Here is a 15318-nt window from a genome sequence, read left to right as displayed (position 1 = left end):
CGCTGTCGGCAGTATCGACCTTGGGGCGGGGAAGGTCACGTGCGGGGGAGGACCCGTCGGCGCGCGGGGCGCCCGGCTCAGGCGGCCACCCGCAGCACCAGCTTGCCCGTGGACGTACGGCTCCCCATGAGCCGGTGTGCCCCGGCCGCGTCCGACAGCGGGAACTCCGCGGTGACCGGCAGTCGCACGGTGCCGTCGGTGACCGTGCGGAAGGCCCGCTCGGCGAGCGCGCGCAGCGCGTCCGGTGCCGACTGGGCGAGGGCCAGGATGGAGAAGCCCGCCACCGAGCGGCCCTGCGCGTACAGCTCGGGCCGGCCCACCTGCCACGGCTCCGATCCGCTCGCGTTGCCGAACGACACCAGGCGCCCGTAGACCGCCAGCGCGTCCAGCCCGCGGCGCAGGGTGTCCCCGCCGACCGGGTCCAGGACCAGGTCCACGCCCCGGCCGCCGGTGGCGCGGCGGACGTCCTCGGAGAAGGTCTCGGCGCTGAACACCGCGTCGTAGCCGTGCCCGCGGGCGTACTCGGCCTTGCCCGCCGAGGAGGCGACGCCGTACACCGCCCCGGCGCCCGCCGCCCGGGCCAGCTGCCCTGCCACGGTGCCGATGCCGCCCGCCGCGCCGTGCACCAGCACGCTCTCCCCGGCGCGCAGCCGGCCCACCTCGTGCAGCAGGGCGTACGCCGTCGGCACGACCGTGGGAAGCGTGGCCGCCGTCCGCAGGTCCATGCCCTCGGGGAGCGGGAAGACGGTCGCCGCGTCGGCGACGACCACCTCGGCGTAGGCGCCGCCGCCGACCAGCGCGGCGACCTCCTGCCCGGGCCGCAGGCCCTCGACACCCGCACCGACGGCCCGGACACGCCCGGAGAGCTCCAGACCCGGGCGGTAGGGCAGCGCGTCCACCCGGTACCCCTCGGCCCGCGCCTTGAGGTCCGCGAAGTTCACCCCGGCGTAGGCGGTCTCGACGGTCACCCGGCCCGGCCCCGGTTCCGGGACGTCGGCCTCCACGACCTTCAGCACCTCGGGATCGCCGTACTCCTCGAACTCCACTGCGCGCATGACGGATCGGCCCTTCTGTGACGTGTCGACCGTGACCTGCCGACCTGACTGTTCGACGGGAAGCGAACACCCGGACTGTAAGATACGCATCGAACACTCGGCAAGCGGCACGGGGAGCGGAACATGGCGAACCAGGTGGCGGGCGGCGGTCATCGCGCCGCGCCGGTGCACACGGATCCCGAGGACGTCTCGGTGCAGACCGCGCTGTCCGCGGTCGCCGACCCGGTGCGCATGCAGCTCATCCGTGAGCTGGCCAACTCCGCGGACTGGACGCGCAGTTGCGGCAGCTTCGACGTCCCGGTCGGCAAGGCCGCGCTCAGCCACCACTTCTCGGTGCTGCGCGGCGCGGGGCTGGTCGAGCAGCGCGACGAGGGGCCGAAGCGGGTGAACCGGCTGCGGCGCGAGGAGTTCGACGCACGCTTTCCCGGGCTCCTGGCTCTGGTCTTGCGGGATTGAACGGCATATACCGGGACAACGTGGTAGGGATCCTCACCTAGGAGACGCGGCCCGGCGCCGTACCCGGGGACGAGACAGGAAGGCGAACGCCATGACCGACAGGCTCACCGTGGCGGTGCTGGGCACCGGGATCATGGGGGCCGCGATGGCCCGCAACCTCGCCCGCGCCGGACACACCGTCCGCGCCTGGAACCGCACCCGTGCCAAGGCCGAACCGCTCACCTCCGACGGCGCTTCCGTCGCGGGCACCCCCGCCGAGGCCGTCCAGGACGCCGACGTCGTCCTGACGGTCCTGCACGACGGCCCCGCCGCCCTGGACGTGATGCGCCAGGCCGCCCCCGCCCTGGGCCCCGGCACCGCCTGGGTGCAGTCCACCACCGTCGGCCTCGACGCCCTCCCCGCCTTGGCGGACCTCGCCGGTGAGCACCGGCTGGCCTTCTACGACGCCCCCGTGCTCGGCACCCGCGGGCCCGCCGAGGCGGGACAGCTCACCGTGCTGGCGGCCGGGCCCGCCGACGCCCGGGACAAGGTCACACCGGTCTTCGAGGCGGTCGGCGCCCGCACGGTGTGGACCGGCGAGGACGGCGCGGCGGGGACCGCGACCCGGCTGAAGCTGGTCGCCAACAGCTGGGTCATCGCGGCCACCGCGGCGGCGGGGGAGACGCTCGCCCTGGCACGGGCCCTCGACGTGGACCCGCGCAGGTTCTTCGATCTGATCGAGGGTGGCCCGCTGGACATGGGGTACCTGCGCGCCAAGTCGGGGCTGATCATCGAGGAGCGGCTGTCCCCGGCCCAGTTCGCGGTGTCCACCGCCGCCAAGGACGCGCGGCTGATCGTCGAGGCGGGCGAGCGGGGCGGGGTGCGTCTGGACGTGGCCGAGGCGGGCGCCGCCCGTCTGGAGCGGGCCGCCGCCCTCGGCCACGGCGACGAGGACATGGCCGCCGCCTACTTCGCCAGCTTCGACGCCACCGCCGACGAGCAGAGCTGACCGCACCGGACCCTCGACACCTCGCCACCTTCGACGACCAGAGTTGAACCGCACCGAACCGAGGAGGACCCAGATGTCCAAGCCCCCGCTGCCCGGCGAGGCGCAGGAACTGCTGCGCCGCCCCAACCCGGCCGTGATGGCCACCCTGCGCTCCGACGGCACGCCCGTCTCCACGCCCACCTGGTACCTGTGGGAGGACGGCCGCGTGCTGATCAGCCTGGACGACGGCCGCGTACGCCTGAAACACCTGGGCCGCGACCCGCGCGTGACGCTCACCGTGCTCGACGGCGAGGACTGGTACACGCACGTCACCCTCATCGGACGCGTCGTGGAGACCTACGGCGACGAAGGGCTCGCCGACATCGACCGGATCGCCTCGCACTACACCGGCAAGCCCTACGCCAACCGGGTCCGCCCCCGTACCAGCGCCTGGATCGAGGTCGAGCGCTGGCACGGCTGGGGCGCGCACAAGGACAGCGATCAGGCCTCCGCCTGAGGCACGCGCGAGGTCAGGATGCTCATCGCGTTCGCGGCCACGATCGCCCCGATGCTCGCCCACTCCGCCCACCCGAGGCCCTGCCCGAGCCCGACCAGGCCGACGAGCGCGGCGAGCACCGGGTTGACGCTCATGAACAGCCCGAACGCCCGGGCCGGGACCCGGCGCAGGGTGAGCAGGTCCGCGAGGTAGGGGACGGCCGACGACAGCACCCCGGCGGCCACGGCGCAGGTCACGGCCGCGGCCGTCGGGGGCTGTCGTACGACGAGGACGATCCCGGCCGGCAGGAACAGCAGGGCGGACAGCGTGGCCGCGGCGGCCGCACCCTGCGCGCCGGGCAGGCGCTGTCCCACGGTGCGGTTGAGCAGGATGTACGACGCCCAGCAGACGGCGGCCAGCAGGCCGAGGCCCAGGCCGACGTAGTCGGCGGAGGGCCCCGGACGCAGCAGTGCGATCACCCCCGCCGCCGCGATCACCGCGCACAGCGCGTCCAGGCGCCGCCGGGACGAAGCCAGCGCGATGGCGAGCGGGCCCAGGAACTCCAAGGTCACCGCCAGCCCCAGACCGATCCGGTCGATGGCGGTGTACAGCGACAGGTTCATGGTGCCGAAGACCACCGCCAGCAGGGCGACCGGCCACCACTGGTGCCGGGTGAAGGCACGCGGCCGGGGCCTGGCGACGGCCAGCAGGACGAGGGCGGCGACGTACTGACGCACCGCCACCACACCGAGCGGACCGAGCACCGGGAAGGCGAGCGAACCGATCGCGGCGCCGGTCTGGTTCGACAGCCCGCTGGCGATCATGGTGGCCACACCGGCGAGCCTGCCGGGCGCGCACTCGACGTGGGGGAGGGCGGCATCGGCGGCTTCGGCGGCGGAGGCGGAGCGCATGCGGACAGCGTGGCGCCGGCCGCCGTATGCGCAAAATGCGTACGCCGAGCCATCTATACGCTTGAGTCATGGATGTGGAACTCCGCCAGCTGCGCTGCCTGGTCGCCATCGTCGACGAGGGCAGCTTCACCGATGCCGCCCTGGCGCTCGGCGTCTCCCAGGCGGCCGTCTCCCGGACCCTCGCCTCCCTCGAACGCGGCCTGGGAGTACGGCTGTTGCGCCGGACCTCCCGGGAGGTGACCCCGACGGGCACGGGACTGCGGGTACTGGCGCACGCCCGCCGCGTGCTGGGGGAGGTCGACGACCTGGTCCGGGAGGCCACCTCCGGCCATGCCCGGCTGCGGATCGGCTACGCCTGGGCGGCGTTCGGCCGGCACACCCCGCCGTTTCTGCGCCGCTGGGCCACCGCGCACCCCGGAACCGACCTGCAGCTGGTGCGCGTCAACTCGGCCACCGCCGGTCTCGCGGAGGGCGCCTCGGACCTGGCCGTCGTCCGCCGGGCGCTGGACGACCGCAGGTTCGACTCCGCGATCGTCGGTCTGGAGCGGCGGCTGTGCGCGGTGGCCGCCGACGATCCGCTGGCCCGCCGCCGTTCGGTCCGGCTCACCGACCTGGGCGGGCGCACCCTGCTCGTCGACCGGCGCACGGGCACGACCACGGCGGACCTGTGGCCCCCGGACGCCCGCCCGGCGACGGAGGAGACCCACGACGTCGACGACTGGCTCACCGTGATCGCCACCGGCCGCTGCGTCGGCATGACCGCCGAGGCGACCGCCAACCAGTACCCGCGCCCCGGCGTGGTCTACCGCCCGGTGCGGGACGCCGAGCCCATCGCCGTACGACTCGGCTGGTGGCGGGAGGACCCCCATCCGGCGACCCAGGCGGTGATCGAACTGCTGACGGGCCTGTACCGCGACGAGTGAACCGGGATCAGCTGACGCACAGCACCAGCAGGCAGAGTCCCGACGGGGCGGTCGCCGAGGGCGAAGGGGCCGCCGGTGCGGGCGTGCTCTCGGTGGGTGTGGGCGTGGGTGTGGGCGTGGCCGTCGGTTCGGGGGCCGGGCCGGTGGCGGCGGGGAGTGCCTGGGACTGGGCGGCCGGTGGCGCCGCGGCGGGCGGAGCGGCGGGGGTGTGCGGCTGGGCCGTGGCCGGGGCGGTGGCGACGGCCTGTTCGCGCGGGGCGTGGGTGGCCGAGGGCCGGGCGGGCGGGGTGTCGGGCCGGGAACGGGGCGTCTCCGGCGGTGCCGACGCCGCCGGGGTCGGCTCATCGGCCGCACCGGCCTGCTCCTCGCCGGTGCCCATGGCGGTGGTGTCGGGCGCCGTGGCCGCCTGAGCCCGGTCCCCGGACTGCTGGCCCAGCGAGGCGAGGGTCAGCCCGCCGCCGACCAGCGCCACCGCGGTGGCCACCACGGCCTTGCGCTGGTTCTTCTTCCAGCGCGCCCGCCGGCGTCGGCGCGCCGCCCGGCCCGAGGGCGCGTCGGGCAGGGCCTGCGGCTCCTCGTACGGGACCTGTTCCTCGGTGGGGGTCTCCTCGGCGGGGGTTTCCTCGTCGGGGGTCTCCACGGCGGGCCAGATGGTGTCGGAGCGGGCCACCGCGGGAGCCTGCGCGATCGGCGGAGCGATGTCCGGGGCGTAGGCGCCGCACCCGGGGCACACCAGGGCACCGTTGAGATGCCGACGGCATGTGGAGCAGTAGTCCATCCGCGGTCTTTCTGACTCGGCGTTCGCACGGGGGGTCGATCGGCCAGAACCGTAGCGAGCCTTTCCAGAGGCCGTGTGCAGCCTGTGTGCCGCTCCTGCACAGAACTCGTGGACCGGCCGTGGCCGACCCGCCCGCCTGCGGTTTCCCGGGCACCCGTGCGACCGTGGAGACGGAGCAGCGCGGCACGGCGCTGCCCCGCCCCGCCGCACCGTGCCGCCCGCCCCGTCGCCGTCGTACCCCAGCGGGAGTGACCATGGAGCGCCTCGCCCCCACGCTGACCGGCGTCCGAGCCGTCGTCTTCGACACCGACGGGGTGATCACGGACTCCGCGCGGGTGCACGCGGCGGCCTGGAAAGAGGCGTTCGACGCCTTCCTCGAGGCGCATCCGCCCGAGGATCCCGGGCAGCGGCGGCCCTTCGACGTGCAGGACGACTACCTGCGGTTCGTGGACGGCAGGTCCCGCCTCGACGGCGCCGCCGCCTTCCTCGCCTCCCGCGCCGCCGAGGCCTCGGACGACACCGTGCGGGCCGTCGCCGCCCACAAGGAGGAACTGTTCACCCGGCGCCTGCGCGAGCACGGCGTGGCGGCCTATCCCGGCACCGTGCGACTGGTGCGCGCCCTGCGCCGGGCAGGGGTCCCCGTCGCGGCGGCCTCGGCCTCCCGGCACGCCGGTGAACTGCTCACCGGGGCCGGTGTGCGCGACCTGTTCGACGTCCTGGTGGACGGCGGCGAGGCGGCCCGCCTCGGCCTGCCGGGCAAGCCCGAGCCCGATCTGTTCCGCACCGCCGCCGGCCGGCTCGGCGTCCCCACCGGCCGCTGCGCCGTCGTGGAGGACGCCCTGGCGGGCGTGGAGGCGGGCAGACGGGGCGGGTTCGCCCTGGTGGTGGGCGTGGACCGGACCGCCTCGGGGGACTCGGCGGACAGACTGCGCAGCCACGGTGCCGACATCGTCGTACGAGATCTCGCGGAACTGCTCGGTGAGGAGTCGACGTGACGGGATGGACCTGGGAGTACGAGGGCTACGAGCCCACGGACGAGCGGCTGCGCGAGTCCCTGTGCACCCTGGGCAACGGCTACTTCGCCACCCGGGGCGCGCTGCCGGAGTGCACGGCCGACGACATCCACTACCCGGGCACGTACGTCGCGGGCTGCTACAACCGGCTCACCTCCACCGTGGCGGGACGCCAGGTCGAGAACGAGGACATGGTCAACGTCCCCAACTGGCTGCCGCTGCGCTTCCGGCTGCGCGGCGGGCCCTGGCTCACCCCCGACACCGCCCCGCTGGTGGAGCACCGCATGGGGCTGCTCCTGGCTTCCGGGATGCTGGAGCGGCGCACCCGCTACGACCTCGGCGCTGGCCGCGTCCTGGCGGTCCACCAGCGGCGGATCGTGCACATGGCGGACCCGCATCTGGCCGCGCTGCGCACCGAGTTCACCGCCGAGGGCTTCTCCGGCGAACTGGAGGTCGAGGCGTCCCTCGACGGCGGCGTCACCAACTCCGGCGTACCGCGCTACCGCGACCTGGACGGCCACCACCTCATCCATGCGCAGACGGGCACCGCCACCCCGGAGATCGTGTGGCTGCGCTGCCGCACCCGCACCTCGGACGTCCGCATCGGCATGGCCGCCCGGCTGACCTCCGACGCACTGGTCGCCGTCCGCAACAAGAACCGGCGCACCACCCAGCACACCGTCCTGGCGCTCACCGACGGCCGCGCCCGCACCGTCGACAAGATCGTCGCCCTGTACACCTCGCGCGACCCGGCCATCAGCGATCCGCTGCACGCCGCCGTCGACCGGGTCGGGCGTGCGCCCGGTTTCGACGACCTGCTCACCTCGCACTTCACCGCCTGGGACCAGCTCTGGCGGCGGGCCGCCCTGGAGGTCGCCGGGGAGTCGGGCCGCATCCTGCGGCTGCACCTGTTCCATGTGCTGCAGACGCTCTCCCCGCACACCGCCGACCTCGACGTGGGCGTGCCCGCGCGGGGACTGCACGGCGAGGCCTACCGGGGGCATGTCTTCTGGGACGAGCTGTTCGTGCTGCCGTTCCTCAACCTGCACTTCCCCGAGGTCGCCCGGGCCCTGCTGCGTTACCGCCACCGCCGCCTGGAAAAGGCCTGCACCTCGGCGCGGGCCGTCGGCCGGCGGGGCGCCCTGTTCCCGTGGCAGAGCGGCAGCGACGGCCGCGAGGAGACCCAGCAGCTGCATCTCAACCCGCGCTCGGGGCGCTGGCTGCCCGACCACTCGCATCTGCAGTACCACGTGGGTTCGGCCATCGCGTACAACGTCTGGCAGTACTGCGAGGCCAGCGGCGACATGGAGTTCCAGCACACCAAGGGCGCCGAGATGATGCTCCAGATCGCCCGCTTCTGGGCGGACGCCGCCGAGTACGACGACGGCCTCGGCCGGTACCGCATCACGGGTGTGGTCGGCCCCGACGAGTACCACGACGCCTATCCCGGCGCGAGCGCCCCCGGCCTCGACGACAACGCCTACACCAACGTCACGGCCGCCTGGGTGCTCATGCGCGCCCTGGAGCTGATCGACGCCCTGCCGGAACCGAGGCGCCGCGAACTCGCCGAGCGCACGGGCCTGGACGGGACCGAACTGGAGCTGTGGCAGGAGGTCTCGCGCACGCTCCACGTGCCCTTCCACTCCGGTGTCATCAGCCAGTTCGACGGCTACGGCGAGCTGGCCGAGCTGCCCTGGAACGACTACCGGCAGCGGTACGGCGACATCCGCCGCCTGGACCGGATCCTGGAGGCGGAGGGCGACAGCGTCAACCGCTACCAGGCCTCCAAGCAGGCGGACGTGCTGATGCTCGGCTACCTCTTCGCCCCGGCCGAACTGCGGGGCCTGTTCCGCCGGCTGGGTCTGCGGCTCGACGACGAGATCTGGCACCGTACCGTCGACTACTACCTGCACCGCACCAGCCACGGGTCCACCCTCAGCGGCCTGGTGCACGGCTGGGTGCTGGCCCGGGCCCGCCGCGCGGAGGCGTGGACGTTCTGCCAGGAGGCCCTGCAGGGCGACATCGCGGACGTCCAGGGCGGGACCACCGGCGAGGGCATCCACCTCGGCGCCATGGCGGGCACCCTCGACCTGGTGCAGCGCGGGCTGACCGGCCTGGAGACCCGCGACGGGGCACTGTGGCTGGACCCGGTGCCGCTGCCGGAGCTGTCCGCGTACGGCTTCGGCCTGCGCTACCAAGGGCACTGGGGCGTGCGGCTGCACCTGGAGCACGGACAGCTGGACATCTCCGTGCCGTTCTCCGACGCGCCCCCGATCGACCTGCGGCTGCCGGACCGCACGGTCGTCCTGGAACCGGGGGAGTCGACGCGGCTGAAGCTGCCGGACTGAGAAGGGAGACCGGCGATGGACGGTCCTGGCGTCGTGAACGGTCCTGTCGTCGTGGGCGTGGACGGCTCGGAGGCGAGCCTGACCGCGGTGCGGGTCGCCGCGCGGGAGGCCGCGCTGCGCGGCGTGGGGCTGCGGCTGGTGCACGCCTTCGGGGGGCCGTCGGTCCACGTGCCGCCCTGGAGCCCGGCGACCGCCGGAGTGCGCGAACTGGTCGACGGCACCCTCACCGAGGCGGAACGGCGTGCGCGCGCGACCGCACCGCACCTGGAGATCTCCCGTGAGGTCGTCGTCGGCGAGCCGGTGATGGTGCTGGAGCTGGAGACGCGGACCGCGTCCCTGGCGGTCGTCGGCAGCCGGGGCCTGAGCCGCTTCGGCAGCCTGCTGCTCGGGTCCACGGCCGCGCACCTGGCCGCCCACGCCGCCTGTCCGGTCCTGGTCGTACGCGGCCGACCGGATCCCGCGGGCCCGGTCCTGCTGGCCGTGGACGGCTCGCCCCACGCCGAGCCCGCCGTCGAGTTCGCCTTCGCGCACGCCGCGCGGCACGGCACGGCCCTAGTGGCGCTGCACGCCTGGAACACCCACACCGAGCGGGTCTACGACGCCCCGGGCGACCCGCCCTTCGTCACCTACGACGAGGAGCGGCTGCGCCAGGAGGAGGAGCGGGTGCTCGCCGAGGCGCTCGTCGGGCCGCGCGAGAAGTACCCGGACGTCGAGGTGCGGCGCCGCCTCGTGCGCGGCCGGGTCCGGCACACGCTGATCGAGGCCAGCGCGGACGCCGGGCTCGTCGTGGTCGGGGCGCGCGGCCGGGGCGGTTTCACCGGGCTGCTGCTCGGCTCGGTGAGCCAGGCCGTGCTGCACCACGCGGACTGCCCGGTCGCCGTCGTACGCGCCGCGGGAAAGTGACCGGCGCCGTACGTCACCGGGTCAGGCGGGGTCCGGTCCCAGGCTCGCCGCGTGGTCCGGCACGTAGGTCTGCAGATCGCGCGGCGGGCGCTCGTAGCCGGTCGACGGCGGCCGTTCCGGCAGGTCGAGCACCTGGGGCGGTACGTCCTGGTAGGGCACCGAGTCCAGCAGGTGGGCGATCATGTTCAGCCGGGCGCGGCGCTTGTCGTCGCTCTCCACCACGAACCAGGGCGCCTCGACGATGTCGGTGTGGACCAGCATGTCGTCCTTGGCCCGGGAGTAGTCCTCCCAATGGGTGATCGACTCCAGGTCCATCGGCGACAGCTTCCAGCGCCGCAGCGGATCCGCCAGCCGGCGCCGGAAGCGGTCCTGCTGCTCGGCGTCGCTGACCGAGAACCAGTACTTGCGCAGCAGGATCCCGTCCTCCACGAGCATCCGCTCGAAAATGGGGCATTGCCTCAGGAAGATCTGGTACTCCGCCTTGGTGCAGAAGCCCATCACATGCTCGACGCCGGCCCGGTTGTACCAGCTGCGGTCGAACAGCACGATCTCCCCGGCGGCGGGGAGCTGTTCCACGTACCGCTGGAAGTACCACTGGGTGCGCTGCCGCTCGGTCGGCTTGGGCAGGGCCGCGATCCGCGCCACGCGCGGATTGAGGTGCTCCGTGACTCGTTTGATGGCGCCTCCTTGCCCGCCGCATCCCGTCCCTCGAAGATGACGACAAGACGGGCGCCCTGCGCACGCACCCACTCCTGCATCTGCACCAATTCGGTCTGCAGCCGCAGCAGTTCCTGCTCGTACGCCTTGCGCGGCAGCTTCTTCGCCTTGTCACCGGCCATGCCGCCTCCCACCGCCCGTCACCCTGTCGATGACCCAGGAGTCACCGTATGTCCACGGTCGAACACCAGAACAGCACCGTACTGACCGACGACGAGCTGCGCACCCTGGACGCCCACTGGCGCGCGGCCAACTATCTGGCCGCCGGACAGATCTACCTGCTCGCCAACCCGCTGCTGCGCGAGCCGCTGAGCGCCGGGCACATCAAGCCACGTCTGCTCGGCCACTGGGGCACCTCGCCCGGTCTGAACCTCGTGTACACCCACCTCAACCGGGTGATCAAGGCCCGCGGCCTCGACGCGCTGTGCGTGTGGGGCCCCGGACACGGTGGGCCGTCGGTGGTCGCCAACTCCTGGCTGGAGGGGAGCTACAGCGAGACGTACCCCGACATCGGGCGGGACGCGGAGGGCATGCGCCGGCTGTTCCGGCAGTTCTCCTTCCCCGGCGGGGTGCCCAGCCATGTGGCGCCCGAGACCCCCGGCTCCCTCCACGAGGGCGGCGAGCTGGGCTACGCGCTCTCCCACGCCTACGGCGCCGCCTTCGACAACCCCGGTCTGGTCGTCGCCTGCGTGATCGGCGACGGCGAGGCGGAGACCGGCCCGCTGGCCGCCTCCTGGCACTCCAACAAGTTCCTCGACCCGGTCCACGACGGCGCCGTCCTGCCGATCCTGCACCTCAACGGCTACAAGATCGCCAACCCCGCCGTGCTCGCCCGGCTGCCCGAGCCGGAACTCGACGAGCTGCTGCGCGGCTACGGCCACGACCCGCTGTACGTCTCCGGCGACGACCCCGCCGCCGTGCACCGTGCCATGGCCCAGACCCTCGACACCGCCCTGGACCGCATCGCCGGACTCCAGCGCGGCGCCCGCGAGGAAGGGGCGACCGAGCGCCCGCGGTGGCCCGTCATCGTGCTGCGCACCCCCAAGGGCTGGACCGGGCCCGCCGAGGTCGACGGCCTCCCCGTCGAGGGCACCTGGCGCGCCCACCAGGTCCCGCTCTCCGGGGTCCGCGAGAACCCCGAGCACCTGCGCCGGCTGGAGCAATGGCTGCGTTCGTACCGGCCCGAGGAACTGTTCGACGACCAGGGACGGCCCGTCCCGGACGTCCTGGCCTGTCTGCCGGAGGGCACCCGCCGGCTGGGCTCCACCCCGCGCGCCAACGGCGGCCTGCTGGTGCGGGAGCTGCCGATCGGCTCGCTCGACCGGTTCGCGGTGCCCGTCGACAAGCCCGGCACCACCCTGCACGAACCCACCCGGGTCCTCGGCGATCTCCTCGCCCAGGTCATGAAGGACACCGCGGACCGCCGGGACTTCCGGGTCGTCGGCCCGGACGAGACCGCCTCCAACCGGCTGCAGGCCGTCTTCGACAGCAGCGGCAAGGCATGGCAGGCCGGCATCCTGCCCGTCGACGAGCACCTCGACCGGCACGGCCGGGTCCTGGAGATCCTCTCCGAGCACACCTGCCAGGGCTGGCTGGAGGGGTACCTGCTGACCGGCAGGCACGGGCTGTTCTCCTGCTACGAGGCGTTCGTGCACATCGTCGACTCGATGGTCAACCAGCACATCAAGTGGCTGAAGACCTCGCGCGAGCTGTCCTGGCGGGCGCCCATCGCCTCCCTCAACTACCTGCTGACCTCCCATGTGTGGCGCCAGGACCACAACGGCTTCTCGCACCAGGACCCCGGCTTCGTCGACCACGTCCTGAACAAGAGCCCCGAGGTCGTCCGGGTCTACCTCCCGCCGGACGCCAACACCCTGCTCTCGGTGGCCGACCACGTGCTGCGCAGCCGCGACTACGTCAACGTCATCGTCGCCGGCAAACAGCCCTGCTTCGACTGGCTGTCGATGGACGACGCCCGCGCCCACTGCGCCCGGGGCGCCGGCATCTGGGAGTGGGCGGGCAGCGAGAACGGCGGCGAGCCGGACGTGGTCCTCGCCTGCGCCGGTGACGTCCCCACCCAGGAGGTCCTGGCCGCCGCCCAGCTGCTGCGCCGCCATCTGCCCCAGCTCGCGGTCCGCGTGGTCAACGTCGTCGACATCGCCCGGCTGATGCCAAAGGAGGAGCATCCGCACGGCATGGGCGACCGCGAGTACGACGGCCTGTTCACCGCCGACAAGCCGGTGATCTTCGCCTACCACGGCTACCCCTGGCTGATCCACCGCCTCGCCTACCGCCGCAACGGCCACCAGCACCTGCACGTGCGCGGCTACAAGGAGTACGGCACCACGACCACACCGTTCGACATGGTCGTCCGCAACGACCTCGACCGCTACCGCCTGGTCATGGACGTCATCGACCGCGTCCCCGGCCTCGCGGTGCGCGCCGCGGCCGTGCGCCAGGAGATGGCCGACGCCCGCACCCGCCACCACGCCTGGATCCGCGAGCACGGCAGTGACATGCCGGAGATCGCGGAGTGGAGCTGGAACGCCTGAGAAACAGAAACCTCCCCCTCAGGGCCGATGGGCCCTGAGGGGGAGGCGCTCCGCCCAGCCCCGGTCTACGGGCGTCAGGTGCCGCCCGGGCCGCCGCTGCCGAAGGAGCCGCCGCTGTCCTGGTCCCAGCGCGGGCGCTCCTTCTCCGGGTTCGAGCGGGAGGGCATGTTGCCGTGCCCGGGCATCTCGTGCGGGGTGAGGCGGTGGTCGCTGCGGGGCATCTCGTTCGGCTCGCGGGTCTCCCGCACCTCGCGCACCGGGCCGTCGGCGGGCATCCGCGGCTGCTCGTCGGGGCGCGGCGGCCCGGGCTCCCGGCGCCTGATCCGGGAGCCCAGCACAAAGGCGCCGAGGAGCAGCGACACGACGACCACGCCAGCGACGATCAGTCCGATTCCGAGGGCGCCGCTCTCGGCGGCCAAGTCCAGCCAGGTCGTATTCATGAACTCGCGAGTACCCCTGGTGCTCGAATCCAACCGGGTTTGACCCCCCGAGCGGCGGCTACCCGCACCCTGTGACCTCGACTACTTCGCAGCAGGAGCTCTTCCAGTACCTGGAGGACCGCTTCGCGTGCGCCCAGGCGTGCACCGAGTGTGCGCGGGCCTGCGCGCTGCGCGCGAGCCTCGCGGAACCCGACGGGACGGCGGAAGAAGAACGCGTACGGCGTAAGGGCATCATGTGCGCGGAGGTGTGCGACGCGACCTGCCGCATGCTCTCCGAGCAGGGCCTCACGGACGAGGAGAGCGTCCGCGTCCAGTTGGAGTGGTGCCGCACGGTGTGCCTGGAGACCGCGGACGTGTTCGACGGCTGGCTGGGCGCCGAGGACGGCGCCAAGGCGTGCCGTGAGTGCGCCCAGGCGTGCACGGACTTCCTGGAGACGCTGACGTGAGACACCCCTGCGCGCGGGCGAGACGCATGTGAGGCGTCCCCGGCATTCCCAATTTCTGTAACACGTTCTACGGTGTGCGCCGTCAGGACCGGCCAAGGGGAACCCTGGAGGCGCCGTGCATCTGGACCACACGCCCGAGCAGCTACGGCTGCGCACCGACCTGCGCGCCTACTTCGCCGAGCTGGTGCCGGACACGGCCCACGCCCGCCACGCGGACCCCGCCGCCCAGAAGCGCTTCTACCGCGAGACCATCCGGCGCCTCGGCGCCGACGGCCGGCTCGGGGTGGGCTGGCCCGAGGAGTACGGCGGGCGCGGCCTGGGCGCGATGGACCAGTTCATCTTCTTCGACGAGGCCGCCCAGGCGGGCGTACCGCTGCCCCTGATGGCGCTGAACACCGTCGGCCCGACGATCATGCAGTTCGGCACCGACGAGCAGAAGGCGTACTTCCTGCCGCGGATCCTCTCCGGCGAACTCGACTTCGCGATCGGCTACAGCGAGCCCGACGCCGGTACCGACCTCGCCTCGCTGCGCACCCGCGCGGTGCGCGACGGCGACGAGTACGTCGTCAACGGGCAGAAGATCTGGACGACCAACGGCGACACCGCGGACTGGGTGTGGCTCGCCGTGCGCACCGACCCGGCCGCCCCGCCGCACAAGGGCATCACCATGCTGCTGGTGCCGACCGACGACCCCGGCTACTCCTGCACCCTGATCAACACCCTCGCCGGCCACGACACCACCGCCAGTTACTACGAGAACGTCCGCGTCCCCGTCGCCCGGCGCGTCGGCGCCGAGAACCAGGGCTGGCGGCTGATCACCAACCAGCTCAACCACGAGCGCGTCACCCTCGCCGCCCACGGCACCATGGCGATCCGCGCCCTGCACGACGTCCAGCGCTGGGCGGCGCGGACCAAGCTCGCCGACGGCGGCCGCGTCGTCGACCTGCCCTGGGTGCGGCGCCTGCTCGCGCGGACCCATGTCCGCCTCGACGCCCTGAAACTCCTCAACTGGCAGATGGTGCAGGCCGTCCAGGACGGCACCCTCACCCCGCAGGACGCCTCCGCCGTCAAGGTCTACGGCTCCGAGGCGCGCCGCGACGCCTACGCCTGGCTGATGGAGATCGTCGCCGCACCCGGCGCCCTGAAGGAGGGCTCGGCGGGCGCGGTCCTCCACGGCGAACTGGAGCGCGGCTACCGCTCCGCCGTCATCTTCACCTTCGGCGGCGGCAACAACGAGATCCAGCGGGAGATCATCTCCTGGATCGGCCTGGGCATGCCACGCGTACGGCGCTAGCCCGCTCACCCCCCCCCGC

At 73.3% G+C, this 15318-nt stretch carries 13 protein-coding genes and 2 pseudogenes; 10 read left to right on the top strand and 5 right to left on the bottom strand.

Annotated features, from left to right (window positions below; genetic code table 11):
* Positions 1-77: 77 nt before the first annotated feature.
* Positions 78-1055, bottom strand: coding sequence for a quinone oxidoreductase family protein (locus tag ACWD1Z_RS07570; protein ID WP_451116423.1), 978 nt, complete (start codon positions 1053-1055; stop codon positions 78-80).
* 123 nt (positions 1056-1178) lie between these two features.
* On the opposite strand from ACWD1Z_RS07570, the gene ACWD1Z_RS07565 reads away from it, so the two are divergent.
* From ACWD1Z_RS07565 to ACWD1Z_RS07555, 3 genes and pseudogenes are all read left to right on the top strand, one after another.
* Positions 1179-1511, top strand: coding sequence for an ArsR/SmtB family transcription factor (locus tag ACWD1Z_RS07565; protein ID WP_451116422.1), 333 nt, complete (start codon positions 1179-1181; stop codon positions 1509-1511).
* An 88-nt stretch (positions 1512-1599) separates the two neighbouring features.
* Positions 1600-2499 (top strand): annotated as a pseudogene (locus tag ACWD1Z_RS07560) (NAD(P)-dependent oxidoreductase); the annotation flags it as partial.
* Between the two features lie 73 nt (positions 2500-2572).
* On the top strand, positions 2573-2995 hold the full coding sequence (locus tag ACWD1Z_RS07555; RefSeq protein WP_451116420.1) for a PPOX class F420-dependent oxidoreductase: 423 nt from the start codon (positions 2573-2575) through the stop codon (positions 2993-2995).
* On the opposite strand, the gene ACWD1Z_RS07550 is transcribed toward ACWD1Z_RS07555, so the two are convergent.
* Complete coding sequence (locus ACWD1Z_RS07550) at positions 2980-3885, bottom strand: EamA family transporter (protein ID WP_451116419.1); 906 nt, start codon at positions 3883-3885, stop codon at positions 2980-2982. The two genes, ACWD1Z_RS07555 and ACWD1Z_RS07550, sit on opposite strands and share 16 nt — an antisense overlap.
* Positions 3886-3953: 68 nt before the next feature.
* Between ACWD1Z_RS07550 and ACWD1Z_RS07545 the strand changes: the two genes are divergently transcribed.
* Positions 3954-4808, top strand: a complete 855-nt coding sequence (locus ACWD1Z_RS07545; protein ID WP_451116417.1) for a LysR family transcriptional regulator — start codon at positions 3954-3956, stop codon at positions 4806-4808.
* A 7-nt stretch (positions 4809-4815) separates the two neighbouring features.
* Here ACWD1Z_RS07545 and ACWD1Z_RS07540 read toward each other — a convergent pair whose 3' ends face one another.
* Positions 4816-5586: an SCO2400 family protein gene (locus tag ACWD1Z_RS07540; protein ID WP_451116416.1), complete on the bottom strand. Its 771-nt coding sequence runs from the start codon at positions 5584-5586 to the stop codon at positions 4816-4818.
* Positions 5587-5840: 254 nt separating this feature from the next.
* Between ACWD1Z_RS07540 and ACWD1Z_RS07535 the strand changes: the two genes are divergently transcribed.
* The 3 genes from ACWD1Z_RS07535 to ACWD1Z_RS07525 are packed head-to-tail and all read left to right on the top strand — an operon-like array spanning position 5841 to position 9850.
* Complete coding sequence (locus ACWD1Z_RS07535) at positions 5841-6581, top strand: HAD family hydrolase (protein WP_451116414.1); 741 nt, start codon at positions 5841-5843, stop codon at positions 6579-6581.
* Positions 6578-8947, top strand: a complete 2370-nt coding sequence (locus ACWD1Z_RS07530) for a glycoside hydrolase family 65 protein (protein ID WP_451116412.1) — start codon at positions 6578-6580, stop codon at positions 8945-8947. Before ACWD1Z_RS07535 ends, ACWD1Z_RS07530 begins: the two co-directional genes overlap by 4 nt.
* Before the next feature lie 15 nt (positions 8948-8962).
* The gene (locus ACWD1Z_RS07525; RefSeq protein WP_451116411.1) at positions 8963-9850 is read left to right on the top strand and encodes a universal stress protein; all 888 of its coding nucleotides are present in this window, start codon (positions 8963-8965) and stop codon (positions 9848-9850) included.
* A 21-nt stretch (positions 9851-9871) separates the two neighbouring features.
* Here the strand turns inward: ACWD1Z_RS07525 and ppk2 are convergent.
* Positions 9872-10608 (bottom strand): annotated as a pseudogene (gene ppk2, locus ACWD1Z_RS07520) (polyphosphate kinase 2).
* 129 nt (positions 10609-10737) lie between these two features.
* Between ppk2 and ACWD1Z_RS07515 the strand changes: the two are divergent.
* Complete coding sequence (locus ACWD1Z_RS07515; protein ID WP_451116410.1) at positions 10738-13119, top strand: phosphoketolase family protein; 2382 nt, start codon at positions 10738-10740, stop codon at positions 13117-13119.
* A 74-nt stretch (positions 13120-13193) separates the two neighbouring features.
* Here the strand turns inward: ACWD1Z_RS07515 and ACWD1Z_RS07510 are convergent, their stop codons facing one another.
* On the bottom strand, positions 13194-13559 hold the full coding sequence (locus ACWD1Z_RS07510) for a DUF6479 family protein (protein WP_451116409.1): 366 nt from the start codon (positions 13557-13559) through the stop codon (positions 13194-13196).
* Between the two features lie 71 nt (positions 13560-13630).
* On the opposite strand from ACWD1Z_RS07510, the gene ACWD1Z_RS07505 reads away from it, so the two are divergent.
* The gene (locus ACWD1Z_RS07505) at positions 13631-14005 is read left to right on the top strand and encodes a ferredoxin (RefSeq protein ID WP_451116407.1); all 375 of its coding nucleotides are present in this window, start codon (positions 13631-13633) and stop codon (positions 14003-14005) included.
* Positions 14006-14120: 115 nt separating this feature from the next.
* Positions 14121-15299 carry an acyl-CoA dehydrogenase family protein gene (locus ACWD1Z_RS07500; RefSeq protein WP_451116405.1) on the top strand — a complete coding sequence of 393 codons (1179 nt, stop codon included), beginning with the start codon at positions 14121-14123 and terminating at the stop codon, positions 15297-15299.
* Positions 15300-15318 lie beyond the last annotated feature (19 nt).

Source organism: Streptomyces sp. NPDC002784 (assembly GCF_053592135.1).
Note: the sequence above shows the minus strand (reverse complement) of the source record. Positions and strands in the feature narration are given on the sequence as shown.

What these genes read in the sequence shown, in the direction of transcription:
- ACWD1Z_RS07550 (WP_451116419.1), bottom strand. Translation starts at nt 3,885, where the DNA reads ATGCGCTCCGCCTCCGCCGCCGAAGCCGCCGATGCCGCCCTCCCCCAC.
- ACWD1Z_RS07535 (WP_451116414.1), top strand. Translation starts at nt 5,841, where the DNA reads ATGGAGCGCCTCGCCCCCACGCTGACCGGCGTCCGAGCCGTCGTCTTC.
- ACWD1Z_RS07545 (WP_451116417.1), top strand. Translation starts at nt 3,954, where the DNA reads ATGGATGTGGAACTCCGCCAGCTGCGCTGCCTGGTCGCCATCGTCGAC.
- ACWD1Z_RS07515 (WP_451116410.1), top strand. Translation starts at nt 10,738, where the DNA reads ATGTCCACGGTCGAACACCAGAACAGCACCGTACTGACCGACGACGAG.
- ACWD1Z_RS07540 (WP_451116416.1), bottom strand. Translation starts at nt 5,586, where the DNA reads ATGGACTACTGCTCCACATGCCGTCGGCATCTCAACGGTGCCCTGGTG.
- ACWD1Z_RS07570 (WP_451116423.1), bottom strand. Translation starts at nt 1,055, where the DNA reads ATGCGCGCAGTGGAGTTCGAGGAGTACGGCGATCCCGAGGTGCTGAAG.
- ACWD1Z_RS07525 (WP_451116411.1), top strand. Translation starts at nt 8,963, where the DNA reads ATGGACGGTCCTGGCGTCGTGAACGGTCCTGTCGTCGTGGGCGTGGAC.
- ACWD1Z_RS07555 (WP_451116420.1), top strand. Translation starts at nt 2,573, where the DNA reads ATGTCCAAGCCCCCGCTGCCCGGCGAGGCGCAGGAACTGCTGCGCCGC.
- ACWD1Z_RS07510 (WP_451116409.1), bottom strand. Translation starts at nt 13,559, where the DNA reads ATGAATACGACCTGGCTGGACTTGGCCGCCGAGAGCGGCGCCCTCGGA.
- ACWD1Z_RS07565 (WP_451116422.1), top strand. Translation starts at nt 1,179, where the DNA reads ATGGCGAACCAGGTGGCGGGCGGCGGTCATCGCGCCGCGCCGGTGCAC.